Source organism: Bradyrhizobium sp. SZCCHNR1002, assembly GCF_032381435.1.
GTDB lineage: Bacteria > Pseudomonadota > Alphaproteobacteria > Rhizobiales > Xanthobacteraceae > Bradyrhizobium > Bradyrhizobium aeschynomenes.
In genome coordinates this window covers 411,275-431,302 of sequence record NZ_JAUHIS010000004.1, presented here as the reverse complement: position 1 = coordinate 431,302, position 20,028 = coordinate 411,275, and the positions used below count along the sequence as shown (strand labels likewise).

Below are 20,028 nucleotides of genomic sequence, written 5' to 3'. Positions count from 1 at the left end.
TCGCGCATGATCCCGCGGGGCGGACGACAGCCCGCCCCGCTTCTCTCAAGTGGAAGTCACCATGCTGACCGTCGCTCTCGATGCCGTCACGACGGCCGCCATGCTCTTCATCATCGCCGCCGGTCTCCTGATCGTGTTCGGCGTGATGAAGATCATCAACTTCGCCCACGCCGCCTTCCTCACGGTAGGCGCCTATTCGGCCCTCGTCGGCGCGCAGTTGGGCCTGCCTTGGTTCCTGGTTCTGCCGCTGGCCTTCGTCGCCGGCGCGGTCTGCGGCGGCGTCACGGAGATCGTGATCGTCCGCCGGCTCTACAAGCGCCCGCTCGATGCGATCCTCGCGACATGGGGACTCGGCATCGTACTCGGACAGCTCATCACCCTGACGTTCGGCCGTGAGGTGCAGTTCGTGCGGGCGCCGATCTCGGGCACGGTGCATGTGTTCGGCGCCGACTACTCCGCCTATCGGCTGGTGATGATCGTTGCGGCCGTCATCGTCGGTTTGCTGTTCACTGGCTTGCTCAATGGCACCCGGCTCGGCCTGTCAACCAAGGCCGTGATCATGAACGAAATGCTGGCGCAGGGACTTGGCGTCGATTCCTCGCGCGTCCGGCTCATCACCTTCGCGCTCGGCAGCGGCCTCGCCGCGATGTCCGGCGCACTGATCACGCCGCTGTCGAGCGTCGATCCGAACATGGGCGTGCCCTGGCTGATCGGCGCCTTCATGCTGGTCATGGTGTCCGGCGGCTCGCTGCTGGCGCTGGCCGGCTCCTGCGCCGTGCTCGGGACGCTGCAAGTTCTGGTCTCGACCTTCATCAATCCGATCCTCGGCGGCCTGACCATTGCAATCTGCGCCGCCATCGTGCTGCGGATCCGGCCGGAGGGGTTTGCCCGTGCCTGATGCGCGTCCCCTCGCCTCTCCCGCGACAGCAGCGACGAGCCGCGCGATGCCGCGCCTGATCATCCCCGCTTTGCTGGTGGCGCTCGCTGCCGCCGTGATCCTCGTCGCGCCGCTGCTGCTCGACACCTATCTCGTGAACATCCTGGTGCGCGCCTGCTTCGTGGCGATCGCGGCGATCACCGTCGACATCATGTGGGGCTATTGCGGCACGCTGACTTTCGGGCAGTCCGCCTTCTTCGGCATCGGCGCCTACGCGCTCGCGATCATGTTCACCGAATATGGCTTCGGCACCTGGCAGATTTTTGCTGCGATCGGCGCCGCGGTCGCCGTTGCTGCGGCCGTTGCCGCCTTCACCGGCTGGCTGTCGTTCTATCCCGGCTCGACGCCGCTCTACGCCTCGGTGATCTCGCTGGTGGTGCCGATCGTGCTGGTGCAGATCCTCTACTCCGGCGGCACGTTCACCGGCTCGTCGAGCGGCCTCGTCGGCTTCGAAAGTTTCGACCTGGAGATCGAGACCTGGCTGCGCCTCGCGGGTCTTGGCCTGCTCGCGACGGCGGTGCTCGCGCTTATCGTGATGCGCAGCGACACCGGCCGGCTGCTGTCGGCGCTGCGCGACAACGACTCGCGCTGCACCTATCTCGGCATCGACACGTCGCGCCTGCGCATCGTCGTCCTGGTCCTGTCCGCGATCGTCTCCGCGCTGGCCGGCTTCTTCTATGCCGGCTTCGGCGCGGTCGCCGCGCCGGAGAATGCCAGCTTCGCCTTCGGCACCAACCTCGTGATCATGGTCGCGCTCGGCGGCCGCGGCACGGTGATCGGCCCTGTCATCGGCGCGCTGTGCATCGAGGTCGCCAGCGCCTATCTCGCCAACAGTCTTCCTTACGTTTGGGAGCTGATCGTCGGCCTCGCGCTGATCGTGGTGATCTTGGTGTTCCCCGATGGCCTGCTCGGCGCGGTCATGCGCCTGGTCAAGCGCGGGCGTTCGGCAGTCGCGACGACGATCCTGCAGCCCGCTATAGCCGCCACTGCTGTCAGCAATCCCGACGCCGTCGCCATCGAAGTGCGCGCGCTCGGCAAGCATTACGGCAGTCTTGCCGTGCTGGACGGCGTGCAGTTCACGGCCTACCGAGGCGAGTTGCTGAGCCTGGTCGGTCCTAACGGCGCCGGCAAGACCACCTTGATCCGCTGTCTGTCCGACGGCCGTGAGCGCTCGACCGGCAACGTCGCGATCGCCGGCCACGACATCGCCCGCCTGCCGCCGGATCGCGTCGTGCGCTTCGGCTTGGGACGCAAGTTCCAGACCGCGTCGGTGTTCGAGACGCTGACCGTCGCCGAATGCCTGCGCGTGGCGCGGACGCATGCCGATCCGCCTGCTCTCACGTCGCGCTCGGCCACCCTGGCGCTGCCGCCCGCGGCGATGTCGGTCGTCGAACGCTCCGGACTCGCCGAACGGCTCGACGAAGAGGCGCGCAATCTCAGCCACGGGCTGAAGCAGGCGCTCGAGCTCGCGATGGTGCTCTCGCTCGAGCCCGATGTGCTGCTGCTGGATGAGCCCACCGCCGGATTGACCCGCGCCGAGCGGCAAGGGTTTGCCGACATCCTGACCACCCTCGCCCGCCGCGACCGGCTCTGCATTCTCCTGGTCGAGCACGATCTCGATTTCGTCCGCGAGATCTCCTCGCGCATCATCGTCCTGCACCAGGGCCGGCTCGCGCTCGACGGCTCGGTCGACGAGGTCGTCAACAGCGAGCTCGTCCGCGAGATCTACACGGGTCAGCACGTGTCGCATGCGGAGGTGCCGGCATGAGCACGATGCTGGAAGTCAAAGAACTCGCGAGCGGCTATGGCTCCTCGGAGGTCATCAGCAATGTCGGCTTTGCGTTGGCGAAGGCCGAGACGCTGGCGATCGTCGGCAAGAACGGCATGGGCAAGACCTCGCTGCTCAAGGCCATTCTCGGCTTTCTGCCAGCGTGGCGCGGCAGCGTGAGGCTTGCCGGCAAGGACGTGACGCGGGTTGCGCCGCATCTGAAGCGCAAGATGGGGCTGGTCTATGTGCCGCAGGAACATGCGCTGTTCCAGGACCTCTCGGTGCGCGACAATCTTCGGCTCGGCCTGCTGTCGGACAAGGACATCGACGCGCTGTTCGAGCAGGTCGGCGGCTGGTTTCCCGTGCTGACCAAGCGGCTCGGCCAGCGCGCCGGAACATTGTCGGGCGGCGAGCAGAAGATGCTGATCGTGGCGCGGGCGCTGATGGCCAGGCCGGACGTGCTGCTGCTCGACGAGGTCACCGAGGGATTGCAGCCCTCCGTCGTCGATCGCCTGTCCGAGGTGCTGGTGCGGGTCCGCCGCGAGATCGGCACCTCCATGATCGTGGTCGAGCAGCATCTGCCTTTTGCCCTCTCGATCAGCGACCGCTACCTCGTGTTCAAGCGCGGCGAGATCGTCGATGCCGCCACTGTCGATGCTGATGCCGCGGCGCGGATCGACGAGCACATGCGCATCTAGCGGACCCTCCGGCGGGAGAACAGCGAGATCAAGACCGGCAGCGTGATCAGGATGACGACAGGCGCCAGCATCATGCCGGTCACGACCACGATCGCGAGCGGCTTCTGCACCTGCGAGCCGATGCCGGTCGACAGCGCCGCCGGCAGCAGCCCGATGCCGGCGACGACGCAGGTCATCAGCACCGGCCGTAGCTGCAGCTCGCCGGTGCGGATCACCGCCTCGATGCGCTCGACGCCCTCGTCGATCAGCTGGTTGAACTGCGACAGGATGATGATGCCGTCCATCACGGCGATGCCGAACAGCGCGATGAAGCCGATCGCCGCGGACACGCTGAACGGAATCCCCGACAGCACGAGGCCGACGACGCCGCCGAAGATCGCCATCGGGATCACGCTCATGGCGAGCAAGGTGTCCGCCATCGAGCCGAAATTGAACCACAGCAGCACGCCGATCAAAGCCAGGCTGATCGGCACCACGATCGACAGCCGCTTGATGGCGTCCTGCAGATTGCCGAACTCGCCGACCCACTCCAGATGCGAGCCCGGCGGCAGTTGCACCTGGTTGGCGACCTTCTGCTGCGCCTCCTGGATGGCGCTGCCGAGGTCGCGCTCGCGCACCGAGAACTTGATGGGGAGATAGCGTTCCTGCTGCTCGCGATAGATGTAGGCCGCGCCCGACACCAGCTTGATGGTCGCGACCTCGCTCAGCGGAATCTGCGTGATGCCATTCGGACCCTGCGCGCCGATGCGCAGATTCTCGATCGCCTCGGCGCTCTTGCGATATTCCGGCGCGAGCCGAACGATGATCGGGAAATGCCGGTCCGACCCCGGCTCGTACAAATCGCCGGCGGTGTCGCCGCCGATCGCGACCTTGATGGTGGCGTTGATGTCGCCGGGCGCGAGCCCGTAGCGGGCGGCCTTGGCGCGGTCGATGTCGATTTGCACCGTCGGCTGGCCGAGCGAGGTGAACACGGCGAGATCGGTGACGCCCTGCACCGTCGACAGCACCTGCTTGATCTTGTTGGCGGTATCGGTCAGCGCCTGCAGATCGTTGCCGTACAGCTTGATCGAGTTCTCGCCCTTCACGCCGGACACGGCCTCGGAGACGTTGTCCTGCAGATATTGCGAGAAGTTGAACTCCACGCCGGGGAAGCGGTCGTCGAGTTGCTTCAACAGCTCGGCCGTGAGCTGGTCCTTGTCCTTGGTGCCGGGCCAGTCCTTCACCGGCTTCAGCGGCGCGAAGAACTCGGCGTTGAAGAAGCCGGCGGCGTCGGTGCCGTCGTCGGGGCGGCCGTGCTGCGAGACCACGGACTCGACCTCCGGCCGGGCGCGGATGATCTTGCGCATCTCATTGACGTAGGCGTTGCCTTCCTGAAGCGAGATCGTCGGCGGCAGGGTCGCGCGAATCCAGAGATTGCCCTCTTCGAGCTTGGGCAGGAATTCCAGGCCGAGCAGCCGGCCGACCACCACGGTCAAAAGCACGAGCCCGATCGCGCCGGTCATCACCAGATTGCGGTTGCCGACGGCCCAGCGCAGCACCGGCCCGTAGATCGCATGCAACAGGCGCATCAGCCGCGTCTCGGTCTCCTCGACATGCGACGGCAGAATGATGGCACTCAGCGCCGGGGTGACCGTGAAGGTCGCGAGCAGGCCACCGGCGAGCGCATAGGCATAGGTGCGCGCCATCGGTCCGAAGATGTTGCCCTCGACGCCACTGAGCGTGAACAGCGGCAGGAAGGCGGCGATGATGATGGCCGCGGCAAAGAAGATCGAGCGCGACACGTCGGCGGCTGCCGAGAGGATCGCGTGGCTCTTCATGCCCATCATCGTCTCGGGCGAGATGTGGCTCTCCTCCGCCTCGGACAATGGCGTGGTCTGCGTCAGCCGACGGAAGATCGCCTCGACCATGATCACGGTCGCATCGACGATCAGGCCGAAATCGATCGCACCGACCGACAGCAGGTTGGCGGACTCGCCGCGCAGCACCAGGATGATGACAGCGAAGAACAGCGCGAACGGAATCGTCGCGCCGACGATCAGCGCGCTCCGGAGATTACCGAGGAAAATCCATTGCAGCAGCACGATCAGGCCGATGCCGACCACCATATTGTGCAGCACGGTGTGGGTCGTGGTGTCGATCAGGTCCTTGCGGTCGTAGATGCGCTCGATGCGGACGCCAGGCGGCAGGATGGTCGAGCTGTTGATCTGCTCCACCAGTTGCTCGACGCGGGCGATGGTCGGCGAGCTCTGCTCGCCGCGCCGCATCAGCACGATGCCCTGGACGATGTCGTCATTGTTGTTGAGGCCGGCGATGCCAAGTCGCGGCTTCTCGGCCACCGTGACGTTGGCGACGTCCTTGACCAGCACAGGATTGCCGCCGCTCTGCGACACCATAGTGTTGGCAAGATCCTCCATCGAACGGATCAGGCCGACGCCGCGCACCACCGCGGACTGCGTGCCGATCTCGACCGTGTTGCCGCCGACATTGATGTTGGAGTTGCCGACCGCCTGCAAGAGCTGCGGCAGGGTCAGGCCGTTGGCGACCAGCTTGTTGAAGTCGACCTGGATCTCATAGGTCTTGGTCTTGCCGCCCCAGCCGGTGACGTCGATCACGCCCGGCACGGCGCGGAAGCGCCGCTGCAGCACCCAATCCTGCAAGGTCTTGAGGTCGAGCACGCTGTATCCGGGCGGACCGCGCAGCCGGTAGCGATAGATTTCGCCGACCGCGCTGAGCGGCGAGATCTGCGGCGTGACGTTGCCCGGCAGCGGCGAGAGCTGCGACAGCCGGTTCAGCACCTGCTGCAAGGCTTCGTCGTAGGTGTAGTCGAACGAGAACTGCAGCTTGACGTCCGACAGGCCGTACAGCGAAATCGTTCTGATGGTGCGCAGGTTCTTGATGCCGGCGACCTGGGTCTCGATCGGGATGGTGATGTAGCGCTCGATCTCCTCCGCCGAGAGCCCCGGGCTCTGGGTCACGATGTCGACCATCGGCGGCGTCGGATCGGGATAGGCCTCGATGTTGAGCTGACGGAAGGCGATCAGGCCGCCGATGAGGATGGCGACGAATAGTCCAACCATCAGGAAGCGCCGCTGGACGGCGATGGCAACGAGGCGATCCATCAGGTCGGAACTTTCAGAACGTCAGGCAGGCGGATGGCATCTCAGCTGCCCGACGCGGCACGGTCGATGAACAGGCTGCCCTTGGTCACGATCTGCTCGCCCGCGCTCAGATTGCTTTCGACCGCGACCTGGTCGCCATTGATCAAGCCGACCTTGATCTTGCGAAGCTCGATCGACTTGTCGGGACGGGCGACCCAGACGCGAACCTGGTTGCCTTCATAGATCAGCGCCTGCCGGGGAACCGCGACGGCAGGCTGCTCGCCGGGCGAATAGATCGTGACGTTGGCGAACATCTCGGGCTTGAGCAGGCCGTCCTTGTTATCGATGGTGGCTCGCACCAGAAGTCGCCGCGTCGCAGGATCGATCGAGGTGGCCACATAATTGATGCTGGCCTTCAGCGGACGGCCGGGCAGCGCCAGCACGTTGACGAGAATCTCCTCGCCGATGTTCACCAGCGCCGCATCGCTCTCGCGGACGAAGGCGGTCAGCCACACCGTCGAGAGATCGCCGATGACGAACACCGGATCGCTCGCGCCGGAGTTGACGTACTGACCGGGACCGACCTTGCGCTGCACGACCGTGCCGCCGATCGGCGCGTGGATCGTGATCTCCCGGTCGATCGCGCCCTTGCTCTGAAAGTCGGTGATCGCGGCGTCGGTGAAGCCGAGAATGCGCAACTTGTTGCGCGCGGCCTCGAGCGCCGTTTGCGACGACCGCATGTCGTTCTGAGCCTGAACGGATGTCGCCTCGGCCTGCTGGAAATCCTTCAGCGGAATTGCCCGGCCTTCGAACAGGTCCTTGGCCCGCTTGTACTGGATGTCGGCGAGATCGAGGGCGGACTTCGCCTTGTTCATCGCCGCAATGGCGGCCATGAAATCGTTCTGGGCCTGCACGGTGTCGGCAGCCTCGATCACGAACAGCGGCTGGCCCTGGCGCACGGCCTCGCCAGGCCGGGCGAGCAGCTTGGTGACACGGCCGGCATAGGGGGAGAACACCGGCGTCGAGCGATCTTCGTCGACGGCAACCTTGCCCTCGGTGATGTGCTCGGCGCGGAATATCTTTTCGCAGACCGGCTCGATCGTCAGCGTCGCCCATTCGGCCGCCGACGGGGTGAAGGTGGTGCCGTTGCGCTTGGACTGGCTGGAGAGCTCGATGTTGTCCTTGGCCGGCGAGGATCCCAGCTTGGTGTAGCCATAGGCGCCCGCTCCGGCGATCGCCAGAGCGGCCAAGCCCATCACCAGCCGTTTGGTGCTGATCATCTGCGGAAGTGGGTTCGTGTCAGACGCCATGGCTCGTTTGATCCGTCGACGATTCCGGCATTGGCGGGCTCATCGTTGCGCTAATAGTGCGGAACTGGAGCTTTAAACAACCTAAAAATCGCCCAACTCGCCTCTGTTTTGCTTTAAAAATTTGAAACTTCAATGATGGCCGTTCAGCTTGCATTCAGCTCGTTCTTGGCAATCGCTGATTTCTTCGCGACGCACCATGATGTCATTCTACTGTCATGAATCCCGCGGACGATGCCGGGGCTTCACAAGCCAACCGTTGCGGGTAAGCGCCTACTCCTGGGCTCGAACCACGTTCCCACGTGCCGCGTCTCCGAGCGATCGCAATTCCTCGAGACATTCGAACGCAGCCTCGCGGCGCGGATGCGCCCGAGTTGTGCGGATCGTTTCACCCTCTCGTGAGGAGGGCGCAGGGAAGGCCAGGCGTCGACTGACGCCTGCGGCCCGCCTGCGAAAAGAATGCAGGCGGCAGGTACCACAGGTGCAGCCGAGATCACCCGGCCTTCCCTGCGCGATGGTTTTCACGCTTATGGCGCGCTCTCCCCGGTGTCCGGCTCGTTAGCCACCGTCGTCAGCAGGATCATCATCACCCGCGGACTTGGCGCCAGCATCGGGGCGCCAGGACCACACGCTTTCGCGTCCGCGTCATGCCGTTCGTCCACGCAGCCAGGCTACGCTGCGGCATGAACACAGCCATCGCTCCCCGCCCCGCGTGTCGTGACGGTCGCGCGCTACGCCCCTTCTCGATGGAGCGGGATGCGCAGGAATAGATCATAAATTCTGAAAAAAAGAAAGTCTTTTTTTTGCGAGAGCGCGGTCGGGCCGATGGCACGTCATGCTGCCGGCGTCAGCGACCTCACCGAAAGCTCGCTGCGCGCCGCCGGCTCGCTGACGTATCGCCCGATGGCTTGCGCGAGGAGCGTGGGATCCATCAGGTACTGCTGGGCCGGAATGGCGATGTGAGCTCCGAGGAGAGCTTCGGATCTGGCGATCTGCTTGAGAGCATCGACATGCTTTTCGGGCGGCGTCACCACGACGATGTCGGGTTGATGCAGCCGGATGCACAGGAAAGGATTGCGGTTCATCTCGGCCACGGCCAGCCCCGCAATGTTGTCGAACGCCACGACATAAGAAAAGCCACGATGACCGAACGTGATCCCGGACGCGTCGAACTGGATGTAGGTGCTCGGCAGCCAGCCGACCAGCACGGCGGCCAGCAGATAGCATCCGAAGATCAGGGACGCGATCGACAGACCTCGAAACACGATGCCGTAGGACCAGCCGAACACCGTCAATATCACGCCGAGAGCTGCAAGCCAGGCGCCGAGACCACCGATCAGCATGCGCGAGGGGCGAACGGGAACGCCGCCGGAAATCATGACCCGCTCGGCCTTCGGTGCGGAGCGCCATTTGCGCAGGATGACGCTGCCCGCGAAGACGGCGCCCGATCCGAAAAACGCGATGGTGACGATTCCGACGTCGGGCTTGGAGGGCAGCATGAGCACGCCAATGACGACGAACGCCATGTTCAGCAGGAAGAGAGACCGGTCGGAAAGCTGCATGGTAAAAGCTTGGTCGCAGAGGGAAGGAACGGACGATTTGATAGCCCGACGATGAAGGCCGCAAGATGTCGTCGGACCCGTTACGGACTGCCTCGGGAAACGTCAGTGAAAATCCCTGGAACGCGGCAGGATGCGGACGTTGCGGGGGTGGCTGACGCGCTGGGAGGGGTTTTCGGGGTGGTCGCGGCGGTCGTCGTTCAAGGGCTCGGCCGGCATCTGACCTTGCGGGATGGCGCCGAGCCGGTCGTCCGACAGCAGCGCGAGATCGGCAGTGCGGTCGACCAGGCGCTCGGCGACGAGATGCACGACCTTCTCGGGGCTGCTCTGGATGCGGCCTTCGACCAGCACGAGGCGTGCGCCCATCACCTCCTTGCGGTAGGTCTCCATCACCTTCGGCCACACCACGATGTTGGCGATGCCGGTCTCGTCCTCCAGCGTCATGAACACCACGCCCTTGGCGCTGCCCGGCCGCTGCCGCACGAGCACCACACCGGCGCAACGGATACGGCGGCGGTCGTTGGCGTCGCTGACGTCGCGGCAGGCCAGCACGCCCTCGGCGGCGAAACGCCGGCGCAGGAACTCCATCGGATGACCCTTCAAGGACAGGCGGATGGTCTGATAGTCCGCGACGACATGCTCCGGCAGCGGCATCTCGGGAAGCGGCTGCGCCCCCTCGTCCGGCTGCTCGCGGGCGATCGCGGCCTCGAACAGCGGCAGCGGTACGTCGTCGGGCAGCCGGCGCACGGCCCATAGCGCGGCGCGGCGATCGAGCCCGAGCGAGCGGAACGCATCGGCATCGGCCAGCAGCAGCAGCGCGCGCTTGGGCAGCGCGGTGTCGCGAGCGAAGTCCTCGAGCGAGGTGAACGGACGGCGCTCTCGCGCGCGGATGATGCGGTCGGCCCAGTCGTCCTCGCGGTCGGAATCCGACAGCAACATGTGAGTTTGTTGTTCGTTGTCATTCCAGGGCGCATTTGCGTCGTGCTCTCGAAACGCATCTGCTGATTGTAAGTTGGACACGCCTCCATCCGCGCCGTCATTCCGGGATGCGCCCTCTTGGGCGCAGGCCCGGAATCCATAACCACGATCCGGGGTTATGGATTCCGGGCTCGCGCTCCGCGCGCCCCGGAATGACACCGAGGGGATGGCTGGCAAGGAATGTGTGGAAACAGTCATCGCCTCCCTCCGCGCCGCCTCCGACAACTTCCTGATCCGCTCCTCGTCGCGGTCGATCCAGCGGAAGCCGTCGATCTGGCGGAAGCCGAGGCGGACGGCGCAGTATTTGCCATCCGTGTTCTCCAGCGTGTTGTCGGCAAAGCTGTGGGAGACGTCGATGTCGCGGATCTCGACGCCGTTCTTGCGGGCGTCGCCGACGATCTGGGCCGGCGCGTAGAAGCCCATCGGCTGCGAGTTCAACAGCGCGCAGCAGAACGCATCGGGATGAAAGTGTTTCAGCCAGGACGAGACATAGACCAGCTGCGCGAAGCTCGCGGCATGGCTTTCCGGGAAGCCGTAGGAGCCAAAACCCTTGATCTGGTCGAAGCAGCTCTTGGCGAAGGCCGGGTCATAGCCGCGCACGATCATGTTCGAGACCATCTTCTCCTCGTAGGAGCCGATGGTCCCGACATTGCGGAACGTCGCCATCGCGCGGCGCAGGCCGTTGGCCTCCTCGGGCGAGAATTTTGCGGCCTCGATCGCGATCCGCATCGCCTGCTCCTGGAACAAGGGCACGCCGAGCGTCTTGTGCAACACCTTGTAGAGCTCGTCGGCCGGACCGTGATCCGGCGACGGCGAGGGATAAGTGACCTTCTCCAGCTTGTTCCGGCGGCGCAAGTATGGATGCACCATGTCGCCCTGGATCGGGCCGGGACGGACGATCGCGACCTCGATGACGAGATCGTAGAAGGTGCGCGGCTTGAGCCGCGGCAGCATGTTCATCTGCGCCCGGCTCTCGACCTGGAACACGCCGAGCGACTCGCCCCGCTGCAGCATCTGGTAGACCTCGTTGTCGTCCTCCGACTTGATGTCGGAGAGCACGTAGCGCCTGCCCTTGTGATCGACGATCAGGTCGAAACTCTTGCGGATGCAGGTCAGCATGCCCAGCGCAAGCACGTCGACCTTCATCATGCTGAGCGCGTCGACATCGTCCTTGTCCCACTCGATGAAGGTGCGGTCGTCCATCGCGGCGTTGCCGATCGGGACGTAGCTGTCGAGCCGGTCCTGCGTCAGCACGTAGCCGCCGACATGCTGCGACAGATGGCGCGGAAAGGTGATCAGCTCCGAGGCCAGCTCGACCGCGCGGCGGATCATCGGATTGGCAGGATCGAGCCCGGCCTGGCGCACCTGCATGTCGGAGAGGCCGTCGCCCCAGCTGCCCCACACGGTGTCGGCGAGCACCGAGGTGACATCCTCGGTCAGGCCCAGCGCCTTGCCGACGTCGCGGATGGCGCTGCGCGGGCGATAATGGATGACGGTGGCGATGATCGCGGCGCGGTGGCGGCCGTAGCGGCGATAGACATATTGCATCACCTCCTCGCGCCGCGAATGCTCGAAATCGACGTCGATATCCGGCGGCTCCAGCCGCTCCTTGGAGATGAAGCGTTCGAACAGCAGGTCGATCTTGGTCGGGTCGACCGAGGTGATGCCGAGCACGTAGCACACGGCCGAATTGGCCGCGGAGCCGCGCCCCTGGCACAGGATGCCCTGGCTGCGCGCGTAACGCACGATGTCGTGGACGGTGAGGAAGTAATGCGCGTAGTTGAGCTCGGCGATCAGCGCCAGCTCCTTGTTGAGGACCGCGCGCAATTTGTCATCGAGGGCATCGCCGAAATAGGACTTGGCGCCGGCCCAGGTCAGGTCCTCCAGATGGCCCTGCGCCGTCTTGCCCGGCGGCACCGGCTCGTCGGGATATTGGTATTTGAGCTGGTCGAGCGAGAAGCTGATGCGGTCGGTGAAGCGCAGCGTCTCGGTGATCGCGTCCGGGTGGTCGCGGAACAGCCGCGCCATCTCGTGTCCCGGCTTGAGATGGCGCTCGGCATTGGCTTGAAGGCGGCGGCCGATGCTCTCGATCGAGGCCTTCTCGCGGATGCAGGTCAGCACGTCCTGAAGCATGCGCTGCTGCGGATGGTGATAGAGCACGTCATTGGTGGCGATCAGCGGCACTTTGGCGGAAGCCGCCAGACGCGCGAGCCGCGCCAGCCGGCGGCGGTCGTCGCCGCGATACAGCAGGCTCCCGGCGAGCCATACGCCTTCGGCGGCGCTGTCTTTGAGGCGAGCCAGGATCTTGCCGAGAGCGTTCTCTTCAAAGCGATGCGGCGGCATCAGGACGAGGAGCTGGCCATCGATGAAATCGAACAGATCCTCGAAGCTCAGGCGGCAATCGCCCTTCGCGACCTTGTCGAGGTCGCTGCCGCGCTTGCCGCGGGTGAGCAGCTGGCACAGCCGGCCGTAGGCGGCGCGGTCGCGCGGATAGACCAGAATATCCGGCGTGCCGCAGGTGAACACCAGCCGCGCGCCGTACAGCAGTTTTGGCTTGTAGCTCAGCCGGTCGTTGTTCAACTCGCTATAGGCGCGCACGATACCCGCAAGCGTGTTGTGATCGGCGATGCCGATGGCGGTGAGGCCGTCATCGGCGGCTTGGTGCACATAGGCTTGGGGATGCGAGCCGCCGTGCAGGAAGGAGAAATTGGTGGTGACGCCGATCTCGGCGTAGGCGGGTTTCATGACGCTGCTACCAGTATTGGACTGATAGCGGCGGGCGCCCCTCTGTCGTCATGGCCGGGCTTGTCCCGGCCATCCACGTCGTGCGTCATCCCGGGAACCACGTGGATGCCCGGGACAAGCCCGGGCATGACGGAGCAACTCATTAACGAGGTTGCTCGTTGACACAGCCCGCTCGCCTCATATGAGACGGCTTTGACGTTTGCGAGTAGAGTAAGACTTTCCAGGAGCTCGGTGCGTAGTGAGACGGTACAGGTCTTTCCGCCAGCACTTCCCGTGCCGCCGCCCCTCACCCCAACCCTCTCCCCGTGAAGAACGGGGAGAGGGAGCGCACCGTCCGTACTGCAAATATCCCGGTCCCCTGCCCTCATGCGAATAGTCCATGCATGTACCAGGCGGGTTGTACCGGCGGGCCGTTCTCCGGCTGCTCGAACTCGCGGTCGTACAGACCATCGCGATACAGCCAGAAGCGCAGGCCGTGCTCGTCCTCGACGCGGAAATAGTCGCGGGTGAGGCCCTGGCCGTCAGGGCGCCACCATTCCATCGCGATGCGCTCGGGGCCTTCGGCGCGCACCACCGCATGGGCGGCGCGGCGCCAGACGAAGCGTGCCGGCGGGCCGTCGGGGACGCCGGCGATCACTTGGATCGCCTCGGGGCGCGCGAACAGCCTTAAAGGGCGCAGCGGCGGCTCGCCGTCGGTACGTTCGGGCCAGGCGGCGGTGCTGGTGGCTGCGAGATGGTGCTGGGCCGGCAGCGACAGCGCCGCGCGTTCGGGAACGTGCGTGTCGACCGGCAGGTGCACGACGACGCGTTTGCCGCCGATGCGCGCGGCGATGCGGTCGATCAGGGCCGACAGCTCGTCATTGTCGTGGACGTGGGCGTCGAGATCGCGCTGCTGCTGCACCACGATCTCGCTGCGGCCGGCGGCAAGCCGGATCATGTCGAAGCCGAAGCCGGGATCGAGCGGATCGTTCAGCGCCTCCAGCCGCTCGCGGAACAGCCGGTCGATGACGGCGGCGTCCGTCACCGGCTGGCCGGTGTCGACCGCGATGCCGCGGACCAGTCCGTCGGTGCGGAAGAAGCAGGCCTCCAGCCGCCGCGCGCCCTTGCCCTGCTGCGCCATCGCCGCCACCAGCATCGCGGCCAAGCTTGAGAGGCTCGCCGCGATCACGGTGTCGGTCGCGACCGGCTCGGCGAAACGTTTTTCGACGATGTAGTCCGGCGGGACTTTGCGCGGGCTGATCGGCGCATCGGCTTCGCCCAGCGCCTGGGCCAGCACGCGGGTGAAGGCGGCGCCGAAGCGCGCGGTGATCTCGTTGCGGCCGCGCGAGGCGACGTCGCCGATGGTCTTGAGGCCGGCGCGGCGCAGGCCGAGCGTGATCGCGTCGCTGCCGCCGAGCGCGGCCACCGGCAGGGCCGAGACCGCCACCGCCTCCTCGCCATCAGCAACGATGCGGCCATGGACCTGCCGGTTCAGCGTGCGCGCGCACACCGCGTTGGAGGCGATCGCCGCGGATACGCTGAGGCCGTGCGCGGTCAGCGCATCGCACACCGACTGCATCAGTTTTGTCTCGCCGCCGAACAGATGCACGCAGCCGGTAATGTCGAGCGACAGCCCGTGCGGCGGATCGAGCGCCACCAGCGGCGTGAAGCGGTCGCACCAGTCGGCGATGCTCTCCAGCAGCTTGGCGTCGGCCGCGAGATCGGCCTCATGGGCGACGAGGTCGGGACAGACCGCGCGGGCATTCGCCAAGGGCTGGCCGAGCGACACGCCATGACGCGCCGCCGCCTCGTCGAGCGAATGGATCGAGAGCGCATTGGCGTCCTTGATGACGACGACCTGCGGCTTGCCTTGCTCAAGCGGATCGGCGCCGCGGCTCCGCTTGATGCGCTCGATGGGCAGGCGCGGCAGCCACAGGCTGAGGATCCGCCGCCGGTTCGCTGAAACGGCACGCATCGGGCATCCACTCCATGATCCATCGTCCGGTCTGGCCGTGACGGTTGCGAATGAGCTCGGCATCGAGACGCGGCGCGCCCCACGCCATCCATGGCGCCACCGCCGGCGACGGCGCGGTGCGCACCATCCAGCGCGTCTCCGCGGTGGAGGGCTCCGGCGTCGCGGCGACGCGCAGCAGCAGCGCGGTCACGCCGGACTCCTGCGCCGCCAGGGTGAGCTTGCGGCTGGCGACGAGATCGAGCTTCTGCGTCTCGCCCCACACCTCCAACATCACGCCGCCCAGCGCATCGCAGGCGAGCGCGTCCGCCGCGGTGCGCAGGGCGTGATCGAGATCGGGCGCGCGCACGACCACCAGACGGCGCGGATCGAGGCCGAGCTCGGCGAGCCCGCTCATCGACAGCGCGCCGGCCTCGCGCTCGGCAAAGTCCTGCCGGATCCAGATCAGCGGCTTCCGCGCAGCCACACGCGCAGCCAAGCCGCACACGAATCCGGTCGCGGCCGCCGCCTGGCGGCCGGCCTCGGCGAACACCTCGTGCAGCGCGCCGGTGGCAAGACCGCCCTGCAGCACCGCGTCGGCCTCGTCATGACCGAGCGCGACCCGGCGCAGATCATGCGCGCCATCGGCCGCCTCGAGCCGGGAAATGCGGCCGCGCAGACGCGCGAGTGTATCCATGCGTGCGCCGGGCATCCGTCGCCGCTCCTTTCATCCATCGTGCGGGTGCTGCCGTTCTCTTTGTGAACGCAGGCAATGAACCCGCGACGATCTCCTTTGTTCATGATACGTTCTAATATAAAGCTAACGCGTCCGAGAGAGTCAATCGGGATTGACCCGGTGCGGATTCAACGAGTGGAATCAAAGGGATTCAAAAGCATGGAGCTGCTGCGCAAACTCGAGATCCTGGCCGATGCCGCCAAGTATGACGCGTCCTGCGCCTCCAGCGGTACGGAGATGCGGGATTCCCGCGACGGCAAGGGGCTCGGCTCGACCGCGCCGGGCATGGGCATCTGCCACTCCTATGCGCCGGACGGACGCTGCATCTCGCTGCTCAAGATTTTGCTGACCAACGCCTGCAACTTCGACTGCCTGTATTGCGTCAACCGCGCCTCCTCCAACGTGCCGCGCGCGCGCTTCACGGTCGACGAGGTCGTGAAGCTCACGATCGACTTCTATCGCCGCAACTACATCGAGGGGCTGTTTCTCTCGTCGGGCATCATCCGAAGTCCCGACTACACGATGGAGCAGGTCGTCTCCGTTGCGCGCAAATTGCGCGAGGAGCATCGCTTCCGCGGCTACATCCATCTGAAGACGATTCCGGAGGCTGATGAGGCGCTGATCGCGGAGGCCGGCAAATATGCCGACCGGCTCAGCATCAATATCGAGACGCCGCTGGAGGACAGCCTGACCAGGCTGGCGCCGGAGAAGGACCAGCGCGCGATCCGCCGCACCATGGGTCGCCTCCGGCTCAAGCTCGACGAGACGGCGGAAGCCAAGAAGACGGTGCGCCGCGCCCGGCCGCCGCGCTTCGCGCCGGCCGGCCAGAGCACGCAGATGATCGTCGGCGCCGATGCCGCCAACGACCGCACCATCCTGTCGACCTCGGCCAATCTCTACGGCGCCTACAAGCTGAAGCGCGTGTATTACTCGGCCTTCAGCCCGATCCCCGATGCCAGCCGCGCGCTGCCGCTGCAGGCCCCGCCGCTCGTGCGCGAGCACCGGCTGTACCAGGCCGACTGGCTGATGCGGTTCTACGGCTTCGACGCCGAGGAGATCGTCGAGGAGAACGAGGGCATGCTGCCGCTCGACATCGACCCCAAACTCGCCTGGGCGCTGCGCCACCGCGACCGCTTCCCGCTCGACATCAACACAGCGAGCCGCGAGGAGCTGCTGCGCGTGCCCGGCTTCGGCACCCGCACCGTGCAGCGCATCCTCGCCACGCGACGCACGACGACGATCCGCTTTGCGGATCTCGCCCAGCTCAACGTCGTCAGGAACAAGGCGCTGCCGTTCATCGTTCTCTCCGACCACCGGCCGTCACCGTCGCTGCTGGACGGCGCCAGCCTCAGGGCCCGGCTGCGGCCGAAACCGCGACAGCTGGGATTTGGATTCTAATTGACCCGTCATGGCCGGGCTTGTCCCGGCCATCCACGTCCTTGTTTGAGGCACGACGTGGATGCCCGGCACGGGGGCCGGGCATGACGACGCGGAGAGTATGTGCCAAATGCACGTCGTAACCCTCGACAGCGACACCGATTTCGACGGCTGGCGTCGGGCGGCGCGGGCGCTGGCGATGAACGACGTCAGGGCCGCCGATGTGAGCTGGCGGGTCAAGGGCGCGGCGGCTGATCTGTTCGACGATCAGTCGGAGACACGGCTGCCCGACGTCCCCAAGGGCGCATTCTCCGTGCCCGCGAGCTTCATGGAGCTGGCCGAGAGCGCGATCCTGCACAGCGATCCCATCCGCTTCGCCCTGCTCTACCGGCTGCTGTGGCGTCTGCGCACCAACCACGACCTGATGGACATCGCGACCGATCCCGACGTCGCGCAGGCCAATGCGCTGGCGCGCGCGGTGCGCCGCGACGTCCACAAGATGCACGCCTTCGTCCGCTTCCGCGAGGTCGGCCGCGAGCGCGAGGCGCGCTACGTCGCGTGGTTCGAGCCGGAGCATCACATCGTCGAACGCGCCGCGCCGTTCTTCGCCCGCCGCTTCGCCGACATGCCCTGGTCGATCCTGACGCCGGAGCTCTGCGCCCATTGGGACGGCAGCCGCGTCTCGTTCACACCGGGGGTGAGCAAGGCTGAAGCCCCGACTGAAGACCGGCTCGAAGAGGTGTGGCTGCGCTATTACGCCAGCATTTTCAATCCGGCACGGCTGAAAGTGAAGGCGATGGAAAAGGAGATGCCGAAGAAATATTGGCAGAACCTGCCCGAGGCGAAGCTGATCCAGCCGCTGATCGCGGAAGCCAGCCGGCGCACATCCATGATGATCGCCGATGAAGGCACCGAGCCGCACAAGCCGCAGAAACGCGTCGAGGAGACCGCGATGACCCGCAAGCCGAAGGTGCACGCGCCTGCTGCTCAGACCTCACGTGATGTCGAGGCGACCGATCTTGAGACCTTGCGTGAAGAGGCTGCCGCCTGCCGCGCCTGCCCGCTGTGGAAGGACGCCACGCAGACCGTGTTCGGCGAAGGCCCGGAGCATGCACCACTGATGCTGGTCGGCGAGCAGCCCGGCGACAAGGAGGATCTCGCCGGCCATCCCTTCGTCGGCCCGGCCGGCCAGATGCTCGACCGTGCGCTGGAGGAGGCCGGCATCGACCGGACCAAAGTCTACGTCACCAATGCCGTGAAGCATTTCAAGTTCGTGCCGCGCGGCAAGATCCGGCTGCACCAGAAGCCGGCGACGCCAGAGATCAAGGCCTGCCGCCCGTGGTACGAGCGCGAGCTCGCCGCCGTCCGGCCCGCTCTGGTCGTGGCGATGGGTGCAACCGCCGCGCAGGCGGTGTTCGGCAAGATCACGCAGGTCACCAAGAACCGCGGCCACATCGTTGACTTGGCCGACGGTCCCCAGGCGATGATCACCGTGCACCCATCCTATTTGCTCCGCCTGCCCGACGCCGAGGCCAAGGCGCGGGAATACGCGCTGTTCGTGAAAGACCTGAAGATCGCCGCGGCCGCGCTCAAGCGCGCCCACGCGGCCTGACGCTACGGCGTAAACGCAAATGGCCGGGTCGAGCCCGGCCATTCGACGAGAGCGCTCCTGGCCGAAGCTCACGCCGCCAGCGTGTTCTCCACGACCTTGATGAAGAACGAGGTGCCGTAGACGATCGCCTCGTCGTTGAAGTTGTACGCCGGATGATGCAGGCCGGCGCTGTCGCCGTTGCCGACGAAGATGAAGGCGCCGGGGCGGGCCTCCAGCATGTAGGCGAAATCCTCGCCGCCCATCATCGGCGGCATCTCGTGCACGTTGGCATCGCCCGCGACTTCCTTGGCGGCGCGGATCGCGATCTCGGTCTGCTCGGCGTGATTGACCACCACCGGATAGCCGCGGGTATAGGCCAGGTCGATCTTGGCGCCGGTCATCTGGGCCACGCCGGCGACGACCTCGCGCACGCGCTTCTCCATCAACTCGCGCACCCTGGGCGTCAGCGTCCGCACCGTGCCGCGCAGCACCGCGCTCTGCGGGATCACGTTGCGGGCATTGCCGGCGTGGAACTCGCAGATCGAGAGCACGGCCGCCTCGAGCGGATCGACGTTGCGCGCGACGACCTGCTGCAGCGCGGTGACGAGCTGGGCGCCGACCATCAGCGAGTCGATGCAATTATGTGGCTTGGCGGCGTGGCCGCCATGGCCTTCGATGGTGATGTCGACCGAGTCGGTCGAAGCCATCAGCGGCCCCTGGCGGATCGCGAAGGCGCCGACCGGAAGGCCCGGGCCGTTGTGCATGCCATAGACCTGGTCGATCTTGAAGCGCTCGATCAGGCCGTCCTTGATCATCGCATCGGCACCGCCGCCGCCCTCCTCGGCCGGCTGGAAGATCACGGCGACCTCGCCGGCGAAGTTGCGGGTCTCGGCGAGATAGCGCGCGGCTCCAAGCAGCATCGCGGTGTGGCCGTCATGGCCGCAGGCGTGCATCATGCCCGGAGTCTTGGAGGCATAAGGCAGCCCGGTGATCTCTTCGATCGGCAGCGCATCCATGTCGGCGCGCAGGCCGAGCACCTTCACATCGCCATTGCCGGGCTTGCGGCCCTTGATGACGCCGACCACGCCGGTCTTGCCGAGACCGGTCACCACCTCGTCACAGCCGAACTCGCGCAGCCGGTCGGCCACGAAGGCCGCGGTCCGGTGCACTTCATAGAGCAGCTCGGGATGCGAATGGATATCCCGCCGCCAGGCCTGGATATCGGGCTGCAGATCGGCGACGCGGTTGACGATGGGCATGGGAAATCTCGTAACTCCAGAAGGGATTTGAGCCGTTCTAGCATG

12 protein-coding genes are annotated in these 20,028 nt (G+C 66.0%); 5 read left to right on the top strand and 7 right to left on the bottom strand.

From position 1 onward, the window contains the following. The first annotated feature begins 61 nt into the window (after positions 1-61). The 3 genes from QX108_RS21545 to QX108_RS21535 are packed head-to-tail and all read left to right on the top strand — an operon-like array spanning position 62 to position 3,403. Positions 62-898, top strand: a complete 837-nt coding sequence (locus tag QX108_RS21545) for a branched-chain amino acid ABC transporter permease (RefSeq protein ID WP_315782472.1) — start codon at positions 62-64, stop codon at positions 896-898. A gap of 46 nt (positions 899-944) precedes the next feature. After that, complete coding sequence (locus tag QX108_RS21540; protein WP_315782474.1) at positions 945-2,705, top strand: branched-chain amino acid ABC transporter ATP-binding protein/permease; 1,761 nt, start codon at positions 945-947, stop codon at positions 2,703-2,705. Beyond that, positions 2,702-3,403, top strand: a complete 702-nt coding sequence (locus QX108_RS21535; protein ID WP_315782475.1) for an ABC transporter ATP-binding protein — start codon at positions 2,702-2,704, stop codon at positions 3,401-3,403. Before QX108_RS21540 ends, QX108_RS21535 begins: the two co-directional genes overlap by 4 nt. On the opposite strand, the gene QX108_RS21530 is transcribed toward QX108_RS21535, so the two are convergent. The 6 genes from QX108_RS21530 to QX108_RS21505 all read right to left on the bottom strand — a co-directional run bounded on the left by QX108_RS21530 (position 3,400) and on the right by QX108_RS21505 (position 15,732). After that, entirely contained in the window at positions 3,400-6,522 is a 3,123-nt protein-coding gene (locus QX108_RS21530) for a CusA/CzcA family heavy metal efflux RND transporter (protein WP_315782477.1), read from the bottom strand. The genes QX108_RS21535 and QX108_RS21530 overlap by 4 nt on opposite strands. Positions 6,523-6,563: 41 nt before the next feature. After that, entirely contained in the window at positions 6,564-7,811 is a 1,248-nt protein-coding gene (locus QX108_RS21525) for an efflux RND transporter periplasmic adaptor subunit (RefSeq protein ID WP_315782479.1), read from the bottom strand. Positions 7,812-8,641: 830 nt separating this feature from the next. Next, entirely contained in the window at positions 8,642-9,370 is a 729-nt protein-coding gene (locus QX108_RS21520) for a hypothetical protein (RefSeq protein WP_315782481.1), read from the bottom strand. 102 nt (positions 9,371-9,472) lie between these two features. Then, entirely contained in the window at positions 9,473-13,090 is a 3,618-nt protein-coding gene (locus tag QX108_RS21515; protein WP_315782483.1) for an error-prone DNA polymerase, read from the bottom strand. Between the two features lie 364 nt (positions 13,091-13,454). Next, positions 13,455-15,044, bottom strand: a complete 1,590-nt coding sequence (locus tag QX108_RS21510) for a DNA polymerase Y family protein (protein ID WP_315782485.1) — start codon at positions 15,042-15,044, stop codon at positions 13,455-13,457. Continuing rightward, a complete protein-coding gene (locus QX108_RS21505) occupies positions 14,944-15,732 on the bottom strand; it encodes a DNA repair protein (RefSeq protein ID WP_315782487.1) in 789 nt (262 codons plus the stop codon). The genes QX108_RS21510 and QX108_RS21505 overlap by 101 nt, the downstream gene beginning before the upstream one ends. A 183-nt stretch (positions 15,733-15,915) precedes the next feature. On the opposite strand from QX108_RS21505, the gene QX108_RS21500 reads away from it, so the two are divergent. Continuing rightward, positions 15,916-17,154, top strand: a complete 1,239-nt coding sequence (locus QX108_RS21500; RefSeq protein WP_315782489.1) for a putative DNA modification/repair radical SAM protein — start codon at positions 15,916-15,918, stop codon at positions 17,152-17,154. Between the two features lie 109 nt (positions 17,155-17,263). Continuing rightward, positions 17,264-18,745: a UdgX family uracil-DNA binding protein gene (locus QX108_RS21495; protein ID WP_315782491.1), complete on the top strand. Its 1,482-nt coding sequence runs from the start codon at positions 17,264-17,266 to the stop codon at positions 18,743-18,745. 68 nt (positions 18,746-18,813) lie between these two features. On the opposite strand, the gene QX108_RS21490 is transcribed toward QX108_RS21495, so the two are convergent. Continuing rightward, the gene (locus QX108_RS21490) at positions 18,814-19,983 is read right to left on the bottom strand and encodes a M20 aminoacylase family protein (RefSeq protein ID WP_315782493.1); all 1,170 of its coding nucleotides are present in this window, start codon (positions 19,981-19,983) and stop codon (positions 18,814-18,816) included. Between the last annotated feature and the right edge of the window lie 45 nt (positions 19,984-20,028).

Coding starts and splice junctions, on each gene's coding strand:
- QX108_RS21515 (WP_315782483.1), bottom strand. CDS start 13,090: ATGAAACCCGCCTACGCCGAGATCGGCGTCACCACCAATTTCTCCTTC.
- QX108_RS21540 (WP_315782474.1), top strand. CDS start 945: ATGCCGCGCCTGATCATCCCCGCTTTGCTGGTGGCGCTCGCTGCCGCC.
- QX108_RS21535 (WP_315782475.1), top strand. CDS start 2,702: ATGAGCACGATGCTGGAAGTCAAAGAACTCGCGAGCGGCTATGGCTCC.
- QX108_RS21490 (WP_315782493.1), bottom strand. CDS start 19,983: ATGCCCATCGTCAACCGCGTCGCCGATCTGCAGCCCGATATCCAGGCC.
- QX108_RS21500 (WP_315782489.1), top strand. CDS start 15,916: ATGGAGCTGCTGCGCAAACTCGAGATCCTGGCCGATGCCGCCAAGTAT.
- QX108_RS21505 (WP_315782487.1), bottom strand. CDS start 15,732: ATGCCCGGCGCACGCATGGATACACTCGCGCGTCTGCGCGGCCGCATT.
- QX108_RS21530 (WP_315782477.1), bottom strand. CDS start 6,522: ATGGATCGCCTCGTTGCCATCGCCGTCCAGCGGCGCTTCCTGATGGTT.
- QX108_RS21545 (WP_315782472.1), top strand. CDS start 62: ATGCTGACCGTCGCTCTCGATGCCGTCACGACGGCCGCCATGCTCTTC.
- QX108_RS21520 (WP_315782481.1), bottom strand. CDS start 9,370: ATGCAGCTTTCCGACCGGTCTCTCTTCCTGCTGAACATGGCGTTCGTC.
- QX108_RS21510 (WP_315782485.1), bottom strand. CDS start 15,044: ATGCGTGCCGTTTCAGCGAACCGGCGGCGGATCCTCAGCCTGTGGCTG.
- QX108_RS21495 (WP_315782491.1), top strand. CDS start 17,264: ATGCACGTCGTAACCCTCGACAGCGACACCGATTTCGACGGCTGGCGT.
- QX108_RS21525 (WP_315782479.1), bottom strand. CDS start 7,811: ATGGCGTCTGACACGAACCCACTTCCGCAGATGATCAGCACCAAACGG.